Annotated in this window: 22 protein-coding genes; 13 read left to right on the top strand and 9 right to left on the bottom strand. The window is 65.6% G+C overall.

Annotation, left to right across the window (positions count from 1 at the left end; genetic code table 11):
* Nucleotide 1: 1 nt before the first annotated feature.
* Both ACWW36_RS01375 and ACWW36_RS01370 read right to left on the bottom strand, forming a co-directional pair.
* Nucleotides 2–715, bottom strand: coding sequence for a fasciclin domain-containing protein (locus tag ACWW36_RS01375; RefSeq protein WP_456139827.1), 714 nt, complete (start codon nucleotides 713–715; stop codon nucleotides 2–4).
* A 90-nt stretch (nucleotides 716–805) separates the two neighbouring features.
* Nucleotides 806–2,077 carry an MFS transporter gene (locus tag ACWW36_RS01370; RefSeq protein ID WP_456139826.1) on the bottom strand — a complete coding sequence of 424 codons (1,272 nt, stop codon included), beginning with the start codon at nucleotides 2,075–2,077 and terminating at the stop codon, nucleotides 806–808.
* Between the two features lie 83 nt (nucleotides 2,078–2,160).
* Between ACWW36_RS01370 and ACWW36_RS01365 the strand changes: the two genes are divergently transcribed.
* Nucleotides 2,161–3,117, top strand: a complete 957-nt coding sequence (locus ACWW36_RS01365) for a GlxA family transcriptional regulator (RefSeq protein ID WP_456142330.1) — start codon at nucleotides 2,161–2,163, stop codon at nucleotides 3,115–3,117.
* Nucleotides 3,118–3,121: 4 nt separating this feature from the next.
* Here the strand turns inward: ACWW36_RS01365 and ACWW36_RS01360 are convergent, their stop codons facing one another.
* Nucleotides 3,122–4,132 (bottom strand): TIGR03617 family F420-dependent LLM class oxidoreductase, encoded by a 1,011-nt coding sequence (locus ACWW36_RS01360; protein WP_456139825.1) that lies wholly within the window; start codon nucleotides 4,130–4,132, stop codon nucleotides 3,122–3,124.
* Nucleotides 4,133–4,265: 133 nt separating this feature from the next.
* Here ACWW36_RS01360 and ACWW36_RS01355 point away from each other — a divergent pair, with 133 nt between their 5' ends.
* The 3 genes from ACWW36_RS01355 to ACWW36_RS01345 are packed head-to-tail and all read left to right on the top strand — an operon-like array spanning nucleotide 4,266 to nucleotide 6,708.
* Nucleotides 4,266–4,781, top strand: coding sequence for a sigma-70 family RNA polymerase sigma factor (locus tag ACWW36_RS01355; protein WP_456142329.1), 516 nt, complete (start codon nucleotides 4,266–4,268; stop codon nucleotides 4,779–4,781).
* 59 nt (nucleotides 4,782–4,840) lie between these two features.
* Nucleotides 4,841–5,992 (top strand): NAD(P)H-binding protein, encoded by a 1,152-nt coding sequence (locus ACWW36_RS01350; RefSeq protein ID WP_456139824.1) that lies wholly within the window; start codon nucleotides 4,841–4,843, stop codon nucleotides 5,990–5,992.
* Complete coding sequence (locus tag ACWW36_RS01345) at nucleotides 5,989–6,708, top strand: CPBP family intramembrane glutamic endopeptidase (protein WP_456139823.1); 720 nt, start codon at nucleotides 5,989–5,991, stop codon at nucleotides 6,706–6,708. The genes ACWW36_RS01350 and ACWW36_RS01345 overlap by 4 nt, the downstream gene beginning before the upstream one ends.
* A gap of 12 nt (nucleotides 6,709–6,720) precedes the next feature.
* Here ACWW36_RS01345 and ACWW36_RS01340 read toward each other — a convergent pair whose 3' ends face one another.
* A complete protein-coding gene (locus tag ACWW36_RS01340; protein ID WP_456139822.1) occupies nucleotides 6,721–7,542 on the bottom strand; it encodes an enoyl-CoA hydratase in 822 nt (273 codons plus the stop codon).
* Between the two features lie 76 nt (nucleotides 7,543–7,618).
* Between ACWW36_RS01340 and ACWW36_RS01335 the strand changes: the two genes are divergently transcribed.
* Genes ACWW36_RS01335 through ACWW36_RS01325 form a run of 3 tightly spaced genes read left to right on the top strand, consistent with a single transcriptional unit; the run spans nucleotide 7,619 to nucleotide 10,507 of the window.
* Nucleotides 7,619–8,710: a CaiB/BaiF CoA transferase family protein gene (locus tag ACWW36_RS01335; RefSeq protein ID WP_456139821.1), complete on the top strand. Its 1,092-nt coding sequence runs from the start codon at nucleotides 7,619–7,621 to the stop codon at nucleotides 8,708–8,710.
* A gap of 17 nt (nucleotides 8,711–8,727) precedes the next feature.
* Nucleotides 8,728–9,480 (top strand): 3-hydroxyacyl-CoA dehydrogenase, encoded by a 753-nt coding sequence (locus tag ACWW36_RS01330; protein WP_456139820.1) that lies wholly within the window; start codon nucleotides 8,728–8,730, stop codon nucleotides 9,478–9,480.
* A gap of 28 nt (nucleotides 9,481–9,508) precedes the next feature.
* Nucleotides 9,509–10,507, top strand: a complete 999-nt coding sequence (locus ACWW36_RS01325) for an NAD(P)H-dependent flavin oxidoreductase (RefSeq protein ID WP_456139819.1) — start codon at nucleotides 9,509–9,511, stop codon at nucleotides 10,505–10,507.
* A 77-nt stretch (nucleotides 10,508–10,584) separates the two neighbouring features.
* Here the strand turns inward: ACWW36_RS01325 and ACWW36_RS01320 are convergent, their stop codons facing one another.
* Nucleotides 10,585–10,716 carry a hypothetical protein gene (locus tag ACWW36_RS01320; RefSeq protein ID WP_101953086.1) on the bottom strand — a complete coding sequence of 44 codons (132 nt, stop codon included), beginning with the start codon at nucleotides 10,714–10,716 and terminating at the stop codon, nucleotides 10,585–10,587.
* Between the two features lie 125 nt (nucleotides 10,717–10,841).
* The gene (locus ACWW36_RS01315) at nucleotides 10,842–11,387 is read right to left on the bottom strand and encodes a DoxX family protein (protein WP_456139818.1); all 546 of its coding nucleotides are present in this window, start codon (nucleotides 11,385–11,387) and stop codon (nucleotides 10,842–10,844) included.
* 230 nt (nucleotides 11,388–11,617) lie between these two features.
* Between ACWW36_RS01315 and ACWW36_RS01310 the strand changes: the two genes are divergently transcribed.
* From ACWW36_RS01310 to ACWW36_RS01300, 3 genes are read left to right on the top strand one after another with little or no spacing between them, the layout of a single operon-like run.
* The gene (locus ACWW36_RS01310) at nucleotides 11,618–13,897 is read left to right on the top strand and encodes an MMPL family transporter (RefSeq protein ID WP_456139817.1); all 2,280 of its coding nucleotides are present in this window, start codon (nucleotides 11,618–11,620) and stop codon (nucleotides 13,895–13,897) included.
* A gap of 1 nt (nucleotide 13,898) precedes the next feature.
* On the top strand, nucleotides 13,899–14,597 hold the full coding sequence (locus ACWW36_RS01305; protein WP_456139816.1) for a TetR/AcrR family transcriptional regulator: 699 nt from the start codon (nucleotides 13,899–13,901) through the stop codon (nucleotides 14,595–14,597).
* Entirely contained in the window at nucleotides 14,575–15,210 is a 636-nt protein-coding gene (locus tag ACWW36_RS01300) for a class I SAM-dependent methyltransferase (protein ID WP_456139815.1), read from the top strand. The genes ACWW36_RS01305 and ACWW36_RS01300 overlap by 23 nt, the downstream gene beginning before the upstream one ends.
* Nucleotides 15,211–15,264: 54 nt before the next feature.
* Here the strand turns inward: ACWW36_RS01300 and ACWW36_RS01295 are convergent, their stop codons facing one another.
* Nucleotides 15,265–15,978 (bottom strand): NAD-dependent deacylase, encoded by a 714-nt coding sequence (locus ACWW36_RS01295; protein ID WP_456139814.1) that lies wholly within the window; start codon nucleotides 15,976–15,978, stop codon nucleotides 15,265–15,267.
* Nucleotides 15,979–16,014: 36 nt separating this feature from the next.
* Here ACWW36_RS01295 and ACWW36_RS01290 point away from each other — a divergent pair, with 36 nt between their 5' ends.
* Nucleotides 16,015–16,380 (top strand): GntR family transcriptional regulator, encoded by a 366-nt coding sequence (locus ACWW36_RS01290; RefSeq protein WP_456139813.1) that lies wholly within the window; start codon nucleotides 16,015–16,017, stop codon nucleotides 16,378–16,380.
* On the opposite strand, the gene ACWW36_RS01285 is transcribed toward ACWW36_RS01290, so the two are convergent.
* Both ACWW36_RS01285 and ACWW36_RS01280 read right to left on the bottom strand, forming a co-directional pair.
* Nucleotides 16,377–17,216, bottom strand: coding sequence for a class I SAM-dependent methyltransferase (locus tag ACWW36_RS01285; RefSeq protein WP_456139812.1), 840 nt, complete (start codon nucleotides 17,214–17,216; stop codon nucleotides 16,377–16,379). The genes ACWW36_RS01290 and ACWW36_RS01285 overlap by 4 nt on opposite strands.
* A complete protein-coding gene (locus tag ACWW36_RS01280) occupies nucleotides 17,213–17,731 on the bottom strand; it encodes a DUF1697 domain-containing protein (protein WP_456139811.1) in 519 nt (172 codons plus the stop codon). The genes ACWW36_RS01285 and ACWW36_RS01280 overlap by 4 nt, the downstream gene beginning before the upstream one ends.
* A 114-nt stretch (nucleotides 17,732–17,845) precedes the next feature.
* Between ACWW36_RS01280 and ACWW36_RS01275 the strand changes: the two genes are divergently transcribed.
* Together ACWW36_RS01275 and ACWW36_RS01270 are read left to right on the top strand one after the other, a co-directional pair.
* Nucleotides 17,846–18,289, top strand: coding sequence for a PPOX class F420-dependent oxidoreductase (locus ACWW36_RS01275; protein WP_456139810.1), 444 nt, complete (start codon nucleotides 17,846–17,848; stop codon nucleotides 18,287–18,289).
* Nucleotides 18,290–18,304: 15 nt separating this feature from the next.
* Entirely contained in the window at nucleotides 18,305–18,475 is a 171-nt protein-coding gene (locus ACWW36_RS01270; RefSeq protein WP_456139809.1) for a DUF5302 domain-containing protein, read from the top strand.
* Nucleotides 18,476–18,477 lie beyond the last annotated feature (2 nt).

The raw sequence follows: 18,477 nt of genomic DNA, 5'->3' as shown, positions 1-18,477 counted from the left end.
CTCAGCCGGCAGGCGGAGGTGGCGGCGCCTGCGTCGTAGTCGTCGTGGTCGCCGTTGTCGACGTGCTGCTCGTGGACGTCGGAGTAATCGGCTCAGGTCCCTGCGAGGGATCCAGCACCGAGTTGATCAGGTAGATCCGCGCATTGGCGGCCTGAATCGCTCCGCAGAGCACCTTGGTGTTGCCGTTGATCTTGATGTCGCCGCCCTTGCCCTCGACCTTGATCTCCGCACCCTGCTGGGTGGGCCGCTGGCCGTGCACGTCGTCGACACCGAGCAGGCCCAGGAACACGTGGTAGTAGACCAGGTCGCTGAGCGCCTTCGGATCGGCCTTCAGGGCATCGACTTGCTGGGGCGGCAACTCGGCGAACGCATCGTTGGTCGGGGCGAACACCACGTACGGGCCGTTGTCCAAGACGGGCACGACGTTGACCGCGGGGTTGAACCCGCCCGACACCGCGGAGTTGAACGTGCTGATGTCGGGGATGCTGCTCAGCACCTGTCCGACCGGCAAGTTCGCCAGTGTCTTGAAGTTGGGCACCGATGTCTTGAACGCGTCGCAGCCGGATCCCTGCAGATCGGGGTACGGATTCTCGATCGTCGTCGTCGGGGTCGGCGTCGCAGGGTCGGCGTTCGCGTTGATCGCGAGCGGCAGCGCTGCCACGATCGCGGCGATGCCCGCGGCAGCGCCCAAGGTCTTGCTGGTGCGAGTCTTCAACTCCGGCTCCTCGGCTCGTCAGGTCCCTCAACCCGCATCGCATGTTAAGGGCACCGATCGCACAACGCCAAAGTCAGGGTGACGTGGACCTCATACAGCGGCCATGCTGACCTGGGTTTTCCGCACATTTGCGCAGAGCACGACGGCGACGAAACACAGCCCTGCGGCGAGGTAAAACGCCATGTCGTAGTTGCCCTGCAGATCGCGCAGCCGGCCTGCGCCTGCGGCCGCGATGGCCGCGCCGAGCTGGTGAGATGCGAACACCCAGCCGAACACAACCGGGGTGCGCAAACCGAAGTAGTTGCGGCACAACACGATCGTCGGAGGCACGGTGGCCACCCAGTCCAGCCCGTAGAAGATGACGAACACCCACGTACTCGGCTCGGCCTGCGGCGACAGCAGCGATGGCAACAGCAGCAGCGAGAGCCCACGGCCGGCGTAGTAGACGACCAGCAGCAGCCGGGGATCGACGCGGTCGGTGAGCCAGCCCGAGAACACCGTGCCTGCGACGTCGAGGATGCCGATCGTCGCGAGCAGGCCCGCAGCCACCGTCGTTGGCATGCCGTGGTCGTTGGCCGCCGGGATGAAGTGCGTGCCGATCAACCCGTTCGTCGTCATCCCGCAGATCGCGAAGCTCGCGGCCAGCAGCCAGAACGCCGGTACCCGCGCACCGATGCGCAACCCGTCGAAGGCGGCCTTGAAACTCGACGCCGGAACCACGGCCGGCTCGGCGACACTGGCACCGTAGGCCGTTAAACCCTTGTCCTGCGGATAGTTTCGCATGAAGGCCACCACCAAGGGCACCACCCCAAGGGCCGCGGCCGCCACGATCAGCGACGCCCACCGCCAGCCGTGACGCGTCGTCACTTCGGCGACGATCGGCAGAAAGATCAGCTGCCCCGTCGCGCTCGCCGCGGTCAGCACACCGGTGACCAGTCCGCGGCGGGCTTCGAACCAGCGGGTCGCGACGGTGGCGACAAAGCCCATCGAGATCGATCCGGTGCCGACGCCGACCAGCACGCCCCAGAACAGCACCAACTGCCAGCTGGCCGTCATCGTCACGCTCAGCGCCGAACCGGTGGCGATGAGCACCAGAGCCGCCGACAGCACCGGCCGCACACCGAAACGGTCCATCAGCGCAGCCGCGAACGGGGCGGTCAGACCGAACAGCGTCATGTTGACCGACATCGCCAGCCCGACGACGCCGTGTGACCACCCGAACTCGTGATGCAGCGGGTTCATCATCACGCCCGGCACCGAGCGGAAGCCCGCCGCCGCGAGGATCGCGACGAAGCTCACTGCCGCGACCACCCAGGCCCAGTGGATGCGGGCGGTGGTCTTCTCAGCGGCGGTGAGCGTCACCGGATCACTGTCGCGGAACGCGGTGGTCGCCGGCTAGTGGCATGAATGACACCATTCGTCAAAAACATGCCAAAATGGACCGCATGCATCGGATCGCTGTGCTCCTCGTGCCGCCTGTGGTGGGCTTCGACGCCGCGATCGCGCCCCTGCTGTTCTCCAACGCCACCGACGCCGACGGCAACGCGCTCTACGAGGTCGTGACATGTGGGCTGGAACCAGGACCGGTCGAGGCGACCACCGGATTCGGTCTAGTGCCCGCAGCAGGACCGGAGGCGCTGGCGACAGCCGACACGGTGGTGATCCCCGGTACGCGCTACCCGCCTGCGCGGATCGACGGGGTGCTGGCGCCGGAGGTATCCGCGGCGTTGGCCACGATCCGCCAAGGCACGCGTCTGGTGTCGATCTGCACTGGCGCGTTCATTCTCGCGGCGGCGGGCCTGCTCGACGGGCGACGCGCAACCACGCACTGGAAGTTCGCCGACTCACTGCGCAATCTTCACCCCGAGGTGCTGGTCGACGAGAACGTGCTGTTCGTCGACGACGGCGACATCTTGACCTCGGCCGGCCTAGCGGCCGGAATTGACTTGTGCCTGCACATCATTCGATCGGATCACGGTGTGCAGGTGGCCAATGCGGTTGCCCGCTATTGCGTGGTGCCGCCGTGGCGTGAGGGAGGCCAGGCGCAGTTCATCGATCGGCAGGTTCTCGAGCCCGACGACTTCTCCACGGCCGCCACACGCGAATGGGCGCTGCAACACCTCGACGACGAGCTGACGGTGCAGCGGCTGGCCCGGCACGCCAAGATGAGCGCGCGGACGTTCAGCCGGCGATTCCGCGAGGAAACGGGCCAGTCGCCAGGGGTGTGGGTGCGCGACCGGCGCGTCGACCGCGCCCGCGAATTGCTCGAGTCGCGTGCCCTGCCCGTCGACGAAGTCGCTCGGCTCTCCGGCCTCGGGTCGGGCGGCAATCTGCGCCACCATCTACGTCGCGGCGTCGGGATGTCGCCGTCGAGTTATCGCAAGGTGTACCAAGGCGCTTAGGCCGTTACCTGCTGTGCAGTGCCCGAACCAAATCGGCGATGTGTTCTGCTGTCGGTTGGTATCCCGGGAAATAGCAACATACTTCTCGGGCACGTTCACCGAATCGCTTGGTGATCTCGGCCGCGCAGTGTTCGGGATCGCCCACCACGCCGATGGTTTCGACCATCTCGTCGGTGACGAGAAGGCGCATCTCGTCGAACGCGCCCTTCTTGGACAACGCGTTGAGCGACGGCTGGATGTGCTCCCACCCGTGCGCCTGCAGCACCGGAAGATATGCGGGTGTCGAGCCGTAGAACGCGATCAGCGACCCCACACCTTGGACGGCGGCGGCGATTTCGGCATCGGTGCGGCCCACCGCCACCATCGCCTGCGCGATGACTGCGAACTGAGCGGGGTCGCGGCCCGAACGGGCGAACCCCTCTTCGAGGGCGGGCACGGTCCGCTGCGCGAAATGGCGGCCGCTGTTGAACGGCATCACCAGCAGCCCGTCCGCGACTTCGGCGGCATTGCGGGTCATGATCGGGCCGAGCGCGCCCATCAGCACCGGTGGCGCTCCATACGGGTTGGGGCCGGGATTGAAATTGGGCGCCATCAGCGTGTGGGTGTAGAACTCCCCGCGAAAGTCCAAGCGGGAGCGGCCTTCCCACGCATCGAAGATTGCTTTGACGGCACGAACCGATTCGGCCAGCCGGTGCGCAGGCTTGCCCCACTCACTGCCGTACCGCTTCTCGATGTGCACCCTGATCTGCGAACCGAGGCCGAGCCGGAACTTGCCTGCGGACAGCACCTGCAGGTCGTACGCCGCATGCGCGAGGTGGAGGGGACTGCGTGGCGACGCGATCGCGACATTGGTCATCAGCTCCAGATCGGTTTCCCGCGTTGCGATCACCAGGGGGAAGAAGACGTCGTGCTGCCCCTCGAAAGTGAAGATGCCGTCTGCGCCGGCGGCGACGATGCGGCCGATGCTTTCCGAGAGCGTGGCCGGTGCTCCGTCGACCTGAAGATGAACCTTCACCTGCCGAGGATCGCACGTCGGTCGGCCGCGCCGATACCCGGTAGCGGGGGGTCGTTGAGGAGTGGCAGCAGGGACGACACGGCCCTCCTCGAGGGTGACAGTCGAAGAGGTGTCGGTTGTAATTCCAGAACCCTTGCCAGGGACGAAGGACGCGGCCAGTGATTCATTGCGCGTGTTCTACGACGCGCACTCGGTCGCGTTGTGGCGCTACGCCCTTCGATTGACTCACGACGCGCATCATGCACACGACGTGGTGCAGGAAACACTGATACGCGCATGGCATCACCCCGAGATCACCGAAGAAAGCAATCGGTCACCGCGGGCGTGGCTCTTCACCGTCGCGCGCAACATCGTCATCGACGACCGCCGCAGTGCTCGGTTCCGTTACGAAGTAGCCATGCCTGACGGCGCCGACATCCGCGAGCCCGTCGATCCGCAGGACACCAACGCCACGGTTGACCGGCTGATGGTCAGGCACGCGCTGACTCAGTTGTCCGTCGACCACCGGGCAGTGCTCTGGCGCTCGTATTACCTGGGCTGGACGCTGGCGCGCATCGCCGAAGATCTCCAGATCGCCGAAGGCACCGTCAAGTCGAGGCTGCATCATGCGCTGCGAGCGCTGCGACGGACCTTGCAGGACGGCGAATGAACGGAAGGCAGTAGACGGCGTTCCGATTCCGATAGGACGGGTCCGGGTACAGCCCTACGGTGAATACCGTGCGAATCCTGGTCGCGGGCGCTACCGGCTACGTCGGCTCACGCCTGGTCACCGCTCTGCTCGACGAGGGCTACGAGGTCGTCGCCGCGACCCGAAACCCTGACCGGCTGGGCGATTTTGGCTGGTATGACCGGGTCAGCGGCGTCACTCTCGATGCGCACGACGAAATCTCGGCAAGGAAAGCGTTCGCCGAGGCGGGCCCGATCGACGTCGTGTACTACCTCGTGCACGGCATCGGTCAGCCGGACTTTCGCGACGCCGACAACCGTGCCGCGGCCAATGTGGCGAACGCGGCCAAGGACGCAGGAGTGCGGCGGATCGTGTACCTCGGGGGGTTCGTCCCCGACGTCGACGATCTGTCAGAACACCTGGCCAGCCGTGCGGAAGTCGCCCACGCGTTGAGCGTCGACGGCGGCGCGGATGTGGTGTGGCTCGGTGCGGCGATGATCATCGGGTCCGGATCGACGTCGTTCGAGATGTTGCGCTACGTCGGCGACCGCTTCGTGTTGATACCGCTGCCGGCGTGGTCGGCCAACCCGATAGACCCGATTTCGATCCGAGACGTCCTCTACTACCTCGTCGCAGCGGCCGACGCAGGGCGTGTGCCACCGGGCGCGTTCGACATCATCGGACCCGAGACCACCTCCTACGGCGATCTGCTGCGGGCGTATGCGCGGATAACCGGGAAGTGGCGCGCGGAACTATCCGTACACCGGGTGGATACCAGCGTGGTGTCGTGGATGACGGCCGCGGTGCTGCCCGTGCCCGGCGGCCTGGCCGCCGACCTCGTGGAGTCGCTGGATCACCCGATGATGGCGTCCGATGCGAGGCTGCGCGATTTCGTGCCCGATCCGCCAGGAGGCCTGCTTTGCATCGACGACGCGATTTCGCGTGCGCTGTCGTGTGATCGGCGGCGCCCCGTCGACGAGCTCGCCGATCCGCATCATCTGGCCGACACCGACCCGCCGTGGGCGGGCGGGGACACGCAGCGTATCCAGCAATTGGCGCGCCCGCTCATGCCTGCGTTCGCGCGGCCGCCGGTGCTTGGCCTGCTGGGCGCATTCCCCGGCCCCGTCGCCGCAGCGTTGCGCACCGGCCTGGACACGCTGATCGGCCTGGCGCCGAAGGCGAGCCTGGCGTGACGCAGCAGACTTCGACGCGCGGCGGCTGGAGGGACGAAGCCAAGGAGATCATCAGCGCCTGCCCGGTGGCCCACCACGAACCGCCAGCAGTGATCCGGCGGCGCCGGATTGTTGTCGCGGTAGTGCTGGTGATTGGCGCTGCGCTGCTTGGCTATTCGCTCGCTCGACCGCCGGGTGACTCATCGTTCTATTGGTTGACGCTTGCGCTGGCCGCGGTCTGGGCGGTAGGAGCCCTTGCGTCGGGTCCCCTGCACCTTGGTTGCATTCGGTTTCGTGGCCGCAATCAGCGGCCGGTGCTCACGGGAACTGCGGTTGGTCTACTGCTCGGCGGTGTGTTCGTCGTCGGCGGATTGATCGCCCGTGAAATCCCGGGTGTGCGCGAATACATCACGCGCGTACTGGAATTCACCGACTACGGTCCGCTGGCCCTCGTCACGTTCATCACCGTGGTCAACGGGATCGCAGAGGAGATGTTCTTCCGGGGCGCGCTGTATACAGCGCTGGGCAAGGCGTATCCGGCGGTGATATCGACCGCTATCTACGTGATCACCACGGCGACCACTGGCAATCCGATGCTGGGCTTTGCGGCGGTGATCCTCGGTGCGGTCTGCGCACTTGAACGCCGAGCCACCGGCGGCGTGCTCGCACCGATGCTCACCCACTTCTTCTGGGGTCTTGTGATGGTGCTCGCGTTGCCGCCGGTGTTCGGCGTTTAGCGCAACGGGTGCTCAGGAGTCTGTGAACTTCGCGTCCCTGCGCTGCTGGAAGGCCTTGGTGCCCTCACGGAAATCGTTGGATTCCAGCAGCACTAACTGACCCTGCTTCTCCCGCTCGAGCGCCGCCTCCAACTCCGTCAGCGTCGCCGCGTTGATCGCGTCCTTGGTCTTGCGCAGCGCCACGACCGGACCAGACATCAGGGCGCCGACCACCTTGGACACCTCCGCGTCGAACTCGTCGACCGGATACACCGCGGTCACCAGGCCCCACTCGTATGCCTCCGCGGCGCCGATTCGCTCCGCCATCAACGCCATCCGCATCGCGCGGATACGCCCGACCGCCGCGGCGATCAACGCCGACGCTCCGCCGTCGGGCATCAGCCCGATCTTCGTGAACGCCAGCATGAAAAACGCCTTCTCCGAAGCCAATACGACATCGCACGCCAATGCCAACGACGCCCCGACGCCCGCCGCGGGCCCCTGCACGACGGCGACCGCCGGCTGCGGAAGGGAAACAATCGACCGCACCGCACGGTTAGCCGCATCCAGCACGTCGGCCGGTGTGCCGCTCGCCCCGGGGTTGGCGTGATCCTCTTCGCTGATTCCGGCACCCGAACTGAACCCGCGTCCGGCCCCGCCGAGCCGCACCACCTTGACCCGCGGATCGCCTGCGGCCTGCTCCAGTGCGTCGGCGATGCCCTTCAGCATCGCCGCGGTCAACGAATTCAACGAGTCCGGCCGGTTCAGCGTCACCGACAGCACACCGTCGGCGAGCTCGACGGAAAGGTCGTCGATGCTGGTGTAGGCGGCGGTTGTGGCGTCGATGGTCGTCATACCAGGCACCCTAGGTCTGACGACTTGGTTATACAAGTAAGCTATGTCGGCGGTCGACTACGGAGGGCGGTACACCATGGCTGGACCACTGCACGGACTGCGCGTGCTGGAACTGGCGAGCATCGGACCTGGCCCGCACGCCGCGATGATCCTCGCTGATCTCGGCGCCGACGTCGTCCGAGTCGAGCGGCCCGGCAAGGGCCCCGGCATCCCCACCAAGGGCAGCGACTACCTGTTGCGCAACCGGCGCTCCGTCGCCGCCAACCTCAAGACCGACGAGGGTCGCGACTTGGTGCTGCGCCTGGTCGCGAAGGCGGATGTGCTCATCGAAGGCCTGCGCCCTGGCGTCACCGAGCGGCTCGGGCTCGGCCCGGAAGACTGCGCGAAGGTCAACGAACGTCTCATCTACGCCCGGATGACCGGATGGGGCCAGACCGGCCCGCGCAGCCAGCAAGCCGGCCACGACATCAACTACATCTCGCTCAACGGCGTCCTGCACGCCATCGGCCGCGCAGGCGAACGACCCGTTCCGCCGTTGAACCTCGCAGGCGATTTCGGCGGCGGCTCAATGTTTCTCCTTGTCGGCGTCCTCTCGGCATTGTGGGAACGCGAGCGCTCCGGCAAGGGCCAAGTCATCGATGCCGCGATGATCGACGGCTCGAGCGTGCTCTCCCAAATGATCTGGGCGTTCCGCGCGATGGGCATGTGGAGCGACGAGCGTGGCGTGAACATGCTCGACACCGGTGCGCCGTATTACGACACCTACACATGCGCCGACGGCCGCTACGTCGCGGTCGGCGCGATCGAGCCGCAGTTCTTCGCCGAACTGCTGTCGAAGCTCGGTCTCGACGCAGCCGAGCTGCCCGACCAGAACGACGTCAGCCGCTGGCCCGAGCTGCGCGCCCGGCTGACCGAGGTCTTCGCGTCGCAAGACCGCGACCACTGGACCAAGGTGTTCACCGACAGCGACGCCTGCTGTACGCCCGTGCTGTCTTTCGGCGAAGTCGAATCCGAGCCGCACGTCACCGAACGCGACACCTTCTATCGCGACGGTGACTACCTGCACGCCGCGGCGGCGCCGCGGTTTTCAAGAAGCGTGCCGTCCGCCCCGCAGCCGCCCGGCGTGCCCGGCGCGGACACCGAAGCCGTACTCAGCGACTGGGTATAGAGGAAAGGAACCAATCAGTGGAGATCAGAGACGCCGTAGCCGTCGTCACCGGCGGTGCCTCCGGGCTCGGCCTCGCAACCACCAAGCGCCTTCTCGATCGTGGCGCGCAGGTGGTGGTCATTGACCTCAAGGGCGAAGAGGTGGTGAACGAACTCGGCGACCGTGCGAAGTTCGTCTCCGCCAACGTTACCGACGAGGCGGCCGTAACCGAAGCCCTCGACGTCGCCGAATCGCTTGGCGCACTGCGCATCAACGTCAACTGCGCCGGCATCGGCAACGCGATCAAGACGCTCTCCAAGAACGGCGCCTTTCCGCTCGACGAATTCACCAAGGTCATCAACGTCAACCTGATCGGCACGTTCAACGTGCTGCGGTTGGCCGCCGAGCGCATCGCGAAGACGGAACCGATTGGCGAAGAGCGCGGCGTCATCATCAACACCGCGTCGGTGGCCGCGTTCGAGGGTCAGATCGGCCAGGCGGCGTACTCGGCGTCCAAGGGCGGCGTCGTCGGCATGACGTTGCCGATCGCCCGCGATTTGTCGCGCGAATTGATCCGTGTGTGCACCATCGCGCCGGGACTGTTCAAGACGCCGCTGCTTGGTTCGCTTCCCGAGGAAGCTCAGAAGTCGCTGGGCCAGCAGGTGCCGCATCCCGCGCGTCTGGGTGACCCCGACGAGTACGGCGCGCTTGCGGTGCACATCGTGGAGAACCCGATGCTCAACGGTGAGGTCATTCGTCTGGACGGCGCGATCCGGATGGCGCCGCGATGAGCGCTTGCGCGAAGAGCGGGGAGCACAGGTGACGATCACGACGAAGTTCACCGAGACGTTCGGGATTGAGCACCCGATCGTGCAGGGTGGCATGCAGTGGGTAGGTCGCGCGGAATTGGTTGCGGCCGTTGCCAATGCGGGTGCGCTGGGATTCATCACCGCGCTGACGCAGCCGACGCCTGCGGACCTGGCGAATGAGATCGCCCGCTGCCGCGAGCTGACCGACAAGCCGTTCGGGGTGAACCTGACGATCCTGCCGACGATCAACCCGCCGCCTTATGACGAGTACCGCCAGGTGATCGTCGACGCCGGCATCAAGATCGTCGAGACCGCGGGCTCCAATCCTGCGCCGCATCTGCCGATGTTCCATGACAACGGGATCAAGGTGCTGCACAAGTGCACATCGGTGCGGCACGCGGTCAAGGCCCAAAGCCTCGGCGTGGACGGCATCAGCATCGACGGCTTCGAATGCGCCGGCCATCCCGGCGAGGACGACATCCCGGGTTTGGTCTTGATCCCGGCCGCGTCGGCCAAGATCGACATCCCGATGATCGCCTCGGGCGGGTTCGCCGACGCGCGTGGGCTGGTGGCGGCTTTGGCGTTGGGTGCCGACGGCATCAACATGGGCTCGCGGTTCATGTGCACGGTCGAGTCGGCGATACACCAGAACGTCAAGGAAGCCATCGTCGCGGGCAGCGAACTCGACACCGAGCTGATCTTCCGCCCGTTGCGCAACACCGCTCGTGTGGCGAGTAACGCCGTCTCACGGGAAGTGGTGGAGATCCTCAACCGCGGCGGTCAGTTCTCCGACGTCAAGGATCTGGTCGCGGGCAAGCGCGGCGTGAAGGTCTACGAGGTCGGCGACCTGGACGCCGGCATCTGGTCGGTCGGCACCGCGATGGGCCTGATCAACGACATTCCAACGTGCGGCGAGTTGGTGTCGCGCATTGTCGACGAGGCGGAGGAGCTGATCACCGGACGCCTGGCCGACATGGTCGAGCCAGACGCTGAAGAGAACGTGGCGTAGGAAAAAGGAAGATCGACAAAGGGCCCGTGCTGGGCAAACCGTCGTCGGTGATCGCGCGCCTCACGGCGCGCGGTTACTCAGACTGCGGTGGGCAGGGTGTGCTCGTCGTCGAGCTGCTCCGAGGTATCGCCCTCAACCAGGACATCGCCGTGGTAGAGCGCCTCGAAGTCAACCTTGATGACATCAGCACTGGTGTCGTCGATCCACATGTACTGAACAGTAACCATCACCATTAAGGATTCTTTGAGTCACGATTCGGAAAATGGTGGCAATTCTTACTTCGGGGTAGGTTCGCCAGCTACCCGCGAGTAGCCCAGCGTGCCTAGCGTTGGCGCTACTTGGCCGGAGCCGTGAAGTGAATTGGGTTGGTTCCATTCAGCAGGATCCAGGTAAACACCGCCGCGGCGATGCCGACGATCAGCAGACCGACGGCAACACGGCTTCCATAGCGCACGCTGCCCAGAACCCGCGCATCGATCGAGTAGGCGCCCGCCCCGGTGAACAGCAGCGCAGCCGCTCCCACCGCGAGCAGAAACGGCACGTTGAAGGGCTGTGACCAGAACGCCGCGGTGGACACGTTGACCGCCCAGGCGTCGATCATCGCCGCGACGACCGCCATCGCGGCCAGGGGTGTCAGCAAACCGAGCACTAGGCCGATTCCGCCGGCGGTCTCCGCGGCGGTCACCATGAATGCGGCGAACTTCGGCAACCTCCAGCCGCCCTGCTCCATGAAACCGGCCGCCGTGTTGAAGTCGAACGCCTTGATCAGCCCGGCCTGAATCATGGTGGCGCCGACGCCGATACGAAGGATCAAAAGGCCGATGTCGGCCATCGAGGTGGTCGTGGCGCTCGTTTCCGCGGTCGCTTCGGTGGTGGTCATTGTTGGCAGCCTAGGTGGCTGTGAGGGCGCTGTGAGTTGTTGGTCATGTACTACCAGACCTGTCGGCATCGCAGAATTCATCGGCCGCTGCTGGAGTGACGAGGACGGTCTGACAGTGAACAACCAGCCGTGTCGCCTCGTATCAAACGAAGGGGGGTGGAACTTGTTGACCATCTCAAGTTATCGCTGATAAGTTATCGTGGATAATCCAGTTAGCGGAAGGACATGCCGTGCTGCAACGCATCGCACTGCTGGCCATCGCCGCGCCACGACGAATCATCGCGATCGCGGCTCTGGTCATGCTCGCGTGCGGCATCTTCGGAATTCCGGTCGCCAACCACTTGTCGGCCGGGGGCCTAAAGGACCCCACTTCGGAGTCGGCTCAGGCGACCAAGCTGCTCGTCGACAAGTTCGGCCAAGGCGACATGCAGCTGCTCATCAGCGTCACATCGGCCGCGGGTGCGCAGAGCCCCGAAGCCCAGGCGGTCGGCACAGACATCGCCGCGCAGCTGAAGGCTTCGCCATATGTGGCCGACGTGACCTCGGCGTGGACGGCGCCGCCGCCCGCCGCGCCGGCGCTCATCAGCAAGGACGGCAAGACCGGGTTGATCGTCGCCGGCATCACCGGCGGTGAGAGCGATGCGCAAAAGCATGCGAAGGCGCTGACCGGTCAGCTCGTGCATGACCGCGATGGCGTGACGGTGCGCGCAGGCGGCGAGGCGATGACCTACGTCCAGGTCAACGGCCAGACCGAAAAAGACCTGTTGCTGATGGAGTCGATCGCGATTCCGCTCAGCTTCCTGGTTTTGGTGTGGGTGTTCGGCGGGCTGATGGCCGCTGCGCTGCCACTGGCCGTCGGCGGGTTCGCGATTCTGGGTTCGATGGCGGTGCTGCGAGCCATCGCTCTGGTTACCGACGTTTCGATCTTCGCGCTGAACCTCACCGTCGCGCTGGGCCTGGCGATGGCCGTCGACTACACGCTGCTGATCATCAGCAGGTTCCGCGACGAGCTCGCCGAGGGCGCGGACCGCGACCGGGCGCTTGTGCGCACCATGGCGACGGCTGGACGAACCGTCCTGTTCTCGGCGCTGACGGTTGCGCTGTCGATGGTTGCGATGGTGCTGTTCCCGATGTACTTCCTGAAGTCGTTCGCCTACGCCGGTATCGCGGTGGTGGCGCTGGCGGCCGTCGCTGCGATCGTGGTCGCCCCTGCGGCGATCGTGTTGCTCGGTGACCGGCTGGACTCGCTGGACGTCCGGCGGCTGGCCCGCCGAATCCTGGGCCGACCGGACCCGGTGCGCAAGCCGATTGAGCAGAACTTCTGGTACCGATCCACGAAAATGGTTGAGCGCCGGGCAATTCCGATCGCGCTCGCGATCGTCGCGCTACTGCTCGTGGTCGGCGCGCCGTTCCTCGGCATCAAGTGGGGCTTTCCCGACGACCGCGTGCTGCCGCAATCGGCGTCGACGCGCCAGGTCGGCGACGACCTCCGCAACAATTTCGCCGTCGACTCCGCGCGAAACGTCACCGTCGTCATCCCCGACACCAAAGGGATCACCCCCGCCGAACTCGACCGCTATGCCGGCGCGCTATCGCAAGTGCCCAACGTGTCGTCTGTCTCGGCGCCGGGCGGCACCTTCGCCGGCGGCCGACCTGTCGGACCGCCGTCGGCGGCCACCGGGCTCAAGGACGGCAGCGCATTTGTCACGGTCGGCAGCACCGCGCCGCTGTTCACCGACGCCTCGGAAGCTCAGCTTGATCGGCTGCGCGCGGTGAGCCCACCGGCCGGCCAGCCGGTGCAGATGACCGGCATCGCGCAGATCAACCGCGACAGCTCCGAGGCGGTCACCTCTCGCCTGCCGCTGGTCCTCGGTGTGATCGCGGCCATCACCTTCGTGCTGTTGTTCCTGCTCACCGGCAGCGTGGTGCTGCCGCTAAAGGCGTTGGTGCTCAACGTTTTATCGCTGACCGCGTCGTTCGGCGCGTTGGTGTGGATCTTCCAGGACGGCCACCTTGGTGCCCTTGGCACGACACCGACCGGAACGTTGGTGGCCAACATGCCGGTGCTGATGTTCTGCATCGCGTTCGGGTTGTCGATGGACTACGAGGTGTTCCTGGTGTCGCGGATCCGCGAGTACTGGCTGACATCCGGTCGCACCCGGGCGGACAACGACGAAAGTGTCGCGCTTGGGTTGGCCCGCATGGGCCGCGTGGTCACTGCTGCGGCGCTGATCATGTCCATTTCGTTTGCCGCGCTGATCGCAGCGCAGGTGGCGTTCATGAGGATGTTCGGCGTCGGGCTGACGCTCGCAGTGATCGTCGATGCGACGTTGGTGCGCATGCTGTTGGTGCCGGCGTTCATGCATGTGCTCGGTCGCTGGAATTGGTGGGCACCCAAGCCGCTGGCCCGGCTGCACGAGCGCATCGGTATCAGTGAATCCGGTGACGATACGGTGACGCCGAGCCGCAACGATGAACGGCACACGGTCTCTGTAACGGACACTGGTTAGCGTGACGGTCGAGCCCTTGCGCCGACGCCGCGCGCCGCGCGGTTCCGGTGAGCAGTTGCGCGATGAAATTCTCGACGCGACCACTGAGCTGCTGCTGGAGACGGGCCACGCCAAGGCGGTGTCCATCCGGTCGGTGGCACAGCGCGTCGGGGTCACGCCGCCGTCGATCTATCTACACTTCGCCGACAAGGACGCGCTGCTGGATGCCGTGTGCGCGCGGTACTTCGAGAAGCTCGACGAGGAGATGCAACGGGCATCGGCCGACCAACCGTCGGCGATCGAGGTGCTGCGGGCGCAGGGCCTTGCCTACGTGCGGTTCGCCTTGAAAACGCCTGAGCTGTATCGCATTGCCACGATGGGTGAGGGCAGACCCGGTAGCGACGTCGACATCGCGCTGAACAGCTCTGCGTTCGAACACATGCGCAGCGCGATTGAGTCGTTGATGGCCGAAGGTACCTATCCGGCAGGCGATTCCACCACGTTCGTCATGGAGTTATGGGCGGCGGCGCATGGGGTGGCCGCAATGCTGATTTCGCGGCCGTACATGCCGTGGGGCGATGCCGAACAGTTCACGGACCGCGTGCTGCGGGCGATGTGCGCCGGACACATCATGTCCGGCATGATCGACCTGGCACAGCCGCCGCAGGAAGCGGTTAGCGAGTTGAAGGGAATTCTCGATGAGCACCAACACCGTCGATAACCCGTTCTTCGCGCGGGTGTGGATGTTCATTTCGGCCCATGAGCCCGAAATTGTCGCAACGTGGCGGCGCGAAAATCTCGCCGGGCTTGCGGGCCGGGTCCTGGAGGTCGGAGCCGGAACCGGTTCGAACTTCCCGCTGTATCCCGACACGGTCACCGAGGTTGTTGCCGTGGAACCGGAGCGGCGATTGACAGAAATCGCTCGGAGGGCGGCGGCGTCGGCGGCGGTACCCGTTACGGTTACTTCGAGCACGATCGAATCGCTCGATGCGAGTGAGCCGTTCGACGCGGTGGTCTGCTCGCTGGTGTTGTGCTCGGTTGGCGAGCCGGATACTGTTTTGCGGCAATTGTTTTCGTTGTTGCGTCCCGGTGGGGAGCTGCGCTACCTCGAGCACATCGCCAGCAGTGGCTGGCGCGCCCAGCTGCAACGGCTAGCCGACGCGACGTTTTGGCCGCGGGTGGCCGGTAACTGCCACACCCATCGCCACACCGAGCGCACGATCGCCGATGCGGGCTTTCGGATCGAGACGGCCCGGCGCGACTGGCAGCTGCCCCGGTGGGTGCCGATTCCGTCGACGGAGGTCGCGATCGGCCGCGCCGTCAAGCCCGCCTAAACGCGATTTGTGCACGTTTTGTATCGCTCAGCGTGACAAAGCGTGCACAAATCGCTAGCCGAGGAGCACCGGGAGGCGTTGTAGGAGCCCCGGCAGCGCTGTGGCCGCCGTTTCGCGCAGCGACACCGTCGCGGCATCGGACAGCGGCGTGCGCTCGGGGTTGACCTCGATCACCGCGGTGCCGTTGGCCAGTGCAAGCTCCGGCAGGCCCGCCGCGGGGTAGACGATCGACGACGTGCCGACCACGATCACCACGTCGGCGTTGGTGACCGCCTCTACGGATCGCTGCCAGGCGTCGTCGGGCAGCGGCTCGCCGAACCACACCACGTTCGGCCGGATCAAGCCACCGCACACACACCGCGGCGGGTCGACCGACTCCGTCGGTTCGGGCATATGCGGCAACTCGTCGGCGTATTCCGTTTGACAACGGTCGCAACGGAATTCGAACAAACTGCCGTGTAGGTGGTAGACGCGCTTGCTGCCGGCGCGCTCGTGCAGGTTGTCGACGTTCTGGGTGACGACATGCACGTCGGCGTAGTCCTCCCAGGCCGCGACTGCCAGGTGGCCGTTGTTGGGCTGCACCGAGCTCATCATGTAGTGGCGCCACAGGTACCAGGCCCACACCCTGTCCGGGTTCGACCGCCACCCCTGCGCGCTGGAGATCTCATACGGGTCGACCTTCGCCCATAGGCCGGTTTCGGCGTCGCGGAAGGTCGGCACGCCGCTCTCGGCGGAAATGCCCGCTCCGCTGAGCACCGTCACTTGCACACCACCAAACTAGCGGGTTTAAGCGATACTGAGCACGTGGCCGAGTTGGGGGATTGGGTGCGCGTCGATCCACATGCCGCAAGGCCGCTTTTCGACCAGCTCAGGACGCAGATCATCGACGGAGTCCGGGACGGCGTGCTGCCGCCCGGTACGCGGTTGCCGACGGTGCGCGAACTCGCGGGCCAGCTGGGCCTGGCTGTCAACACGGTGGCACGCGCATATCGTGAGCTGGAGTCGGCGGGAATTCTTGAAACCCGGGGGCGCTTCGGTACTTTCGTCGCTCGTGCGGACCCTGCCGACGCCGCGATGGCAACCGCCGCGCATACCTACGTTTCGGCGGCCAAGGCGCTCGGCATCAGCAAGGCCGAGGCGCTTCGATACGTCGAGGCGTCGTTCGGCTAACCGAATTCCAGCAGGGCCAACACCGGCCGGACCGGATCGAACAACGGCAGACGCTGGGCGGTCCACAACATGATGTTGAAAACGTTGCCGCGGCCTGCCGGCATCGGCAGATCGTGCACGGCCCGGATGCCCGGCACGGTGTCGACCAGATTTGCCGCTTCCGTTGGCGACAGGGAGAACGGCATCGGCGGCACCTTGTAGCGCAGCGAGGTCCGCAAGCCGCGGCGGGCCCACGCCGCGAACCACGCCGGAGGCAGGTCGAACATCATCTGCCCGCCTGGGAAGCGTTTGGCGCATTCGGTGATCAACCCGAGCGCCTCGTCGGGCTCCAGGTACATCAGCAGCCCTTCGGCGGTGATGAACACCCCGTGCTGTGGGTCGACCAGGTCCATCCAGCTGAAGTCCAGTGCCGACTGCGCGCACATGCGCACCCTGTCCGACGCCGGAAGCAGCTTGCGGCGCAGCTCGATCATCGGAGGCAAATCGACTGTCAGCCAGTGGAATTCGTCACCAACATCGGCGGCGTTGAGGCGGTAGAAGCTGGTCTGCAATCCCTCGGCAAGCGCGACGACCGTGGCCTTGGGATGGTCGAGAAGGTAGCGACGGGTATGCCGGTCGTAGGCCAGCGCGCGTACCGCCATGTCCTGGCGGCGCGAATAGCCGAACTTGGCGAAGTCGAAGTCGATGGAGTCGGCCAGCTCGATGGCCATCGGATCGTCGATCAGGGAATCCGGCCGCCGCGCCTCATGCGCCCGCACCCACAACGTCAGCAACGCCGTCTCCGAGACACCGGTCAACACGGTGCCGTCGGCCTTCGCCGTCGGTGCGGAACTCATTTCAGCACCTTCTCGACGGTGCGCAGGTTTCGCGTGGTCGTCGACGACTTGTAGCGCTTCTTGCCCATCGTCTTGCCGATCGTGGTGCCCAGCGTGCCCTTGGGCGCCTGCCAGTAGATGACGCCCTTACCGCGTTTGACCTTCTCGTCGGGCCCGGCCTCCTTGCCGAGCGCGGCGAGTTCGTCGAGCACCTTCGGATCGGTGACAAACGTGACGTAGGAGTGTTGCCCCTCGACCTCGCGCTCGAAGGGGTAGGCCTTGGAGATGGCCGCGACGGTCTCGACGTCGTACGCCAGCACCCAGGCGTCGTAGCCGAACGCGTCACGCAACGCCTTTTCGGCCTTCTTCCTGACCGCCTCTACGCCTGAACCGCTTTCCAGCAGGACGTTGCCGCTCGCCAATATCGTTCGCACACCGGTGAATCCGGCGTCTTCGAAGGCCTTGGCGACCTCGGCCATCTTCAGGTTGACCCCGCCGACGTTGACACCCCGCAGGAACGCGACGTAGCGAGTCATCAGCCGAACTCCAGCCGCTTGGCCTCGGTGACGCCCTCGCGACCCTTGCCGTCCATTGAAGAAAACCCAGAAAGGCCCGTCATCACTTCGATCCTAGAGACGTAGGCTCTCAGGATGGGCCGCGACGTGTTCGACGACAAGCTGTTGGCATTGATCGGCGGAAACTCGCTGGGCGTGCTGGCCACCATCAAGCGCGACGGCAGGCCGCAGTTGTCGAATGTGTCGTATTGGTTCGACAAACGAAATCTGACCATCCAGGCGTCGATCACCGAAACGCGTGCCAAGACCCGCAACCTGCGACGCGACCCGCGCGCCGCGATCCATGTCAGCTCCGACGACGGGTGGTCGTACGCCGTCGCGGAGGGCGATGCGATCCTGACACCGGCGGCGGCTTCACCCGACGACGACACGGTGGAGGCTCTGATCGCGTTGTATCGCAATATCGCCGGTGAGCATCCGGACTGGGACGACTATCGGCGGGCCATGGTCGATGACCGCCGCGTGTTGATGACGCTGCCGATTTCGCATGTATATGGGATGCCTCCTGGGATGAGGTAGTACTACGCTGCGGACATGGCATCGGATGCACCGGAAGACGACACGAAACGCAAGTTCCGGGAAGCGCTGGAGAAGAAGAAAGCCAAAGCGGCAAGCGGCTCCGACCACAAAGACCGCGGCGCCAAGCAGCCGCGAGCGCATGGCCCGCTCGAGAATCGGCGGGAGTTTCGCCGCAAGAGCGGCTAGCC

This window comes from Mycobacterium sp. MMS18-G62, from assembly GCF_053877835.1.
This window is presented reverse-complemented; position numbering and strand designations above follow the sequence as displayed.

What these genes read in the sequence shown, in the direction of transcription:
- ACWW36_RS01365 (WP_456142330.1), top strand. Translation starts at nt 2,161, where the DNA reads ATGCATCGGATCGCTGTGCTCCTCGTGCCGCCTGTGGTGGGCTTCGAC.
- ACWW36_RS01340 (WP_456139822.1), bottom strand. Translation starts at nt 7,542, where the DNA reads ATGACGACCATCGACGCCACAACCGCCGCCTACACCAGCATCGACGAC.
- ACWW36_RS01335 (WP_456139821.1), top strand. Translation starts at nt 7,619, where the DNA reads ATGGCTGGACCACTGCACGGACTGCGCGTGCTGGAACTGGCGAGCATC.
- ACWW36_RS01320 (WP_101953086.1), bottom strand. Translation starts at nt 10,716, where the DNA reads ATGTGGATCGACGACACCAGTGCTGATGTCATCAAGGTTGACTTCGAG.
- ACWW36_RS01315 (WP_456139818.1), bottom strand. Translation starts at nt 11,387, where the DNA reads ATGACCACCACCGAAGCGACCGCGGAAACGAGCGCCACGACCACCTCG.
- ACWW36_RS01300 (WP_456139815.1), top strand. Translation starts at nt 14,575, where the DNA reads ATGAGCACCAACACCGTCGATAACCCGTTCTTCGCGCGGGTGTGGATG.
- ACWW36_RS01285 (WP_456139812.1), bottom strand. Translation starts at nt 17,216, where the DNA reads ATGAGTTCCGCACCGACGGCGAAGGCCGACGGCACCGTGTTGACCGGT.
- ACWW36_RS01280 (WP_456139811.1), bottom strand. Translation starts at nt 17,731, where the DNA reads ATGACTCGCTACGTCGCGTTCCTGCGGGGTGTCAACGTCGGCGGGGTC.
- ACWW36_RS01275 (WP_456139810.1), top strand. Translation starts at nt 17,846, where the DNA reads ATGGGCCGCGACGTGTTCGACGACAAGCTGTTGGCATTGATCGGCGGA.
- ACWW36_RS01270 (WP_456139809.1), top strand. Translation starts at nt 18,305, where the DNA reads ATGGCATCGGATGCACCGGAAGACGACACGAAACGCAAGTTCCGGGAA.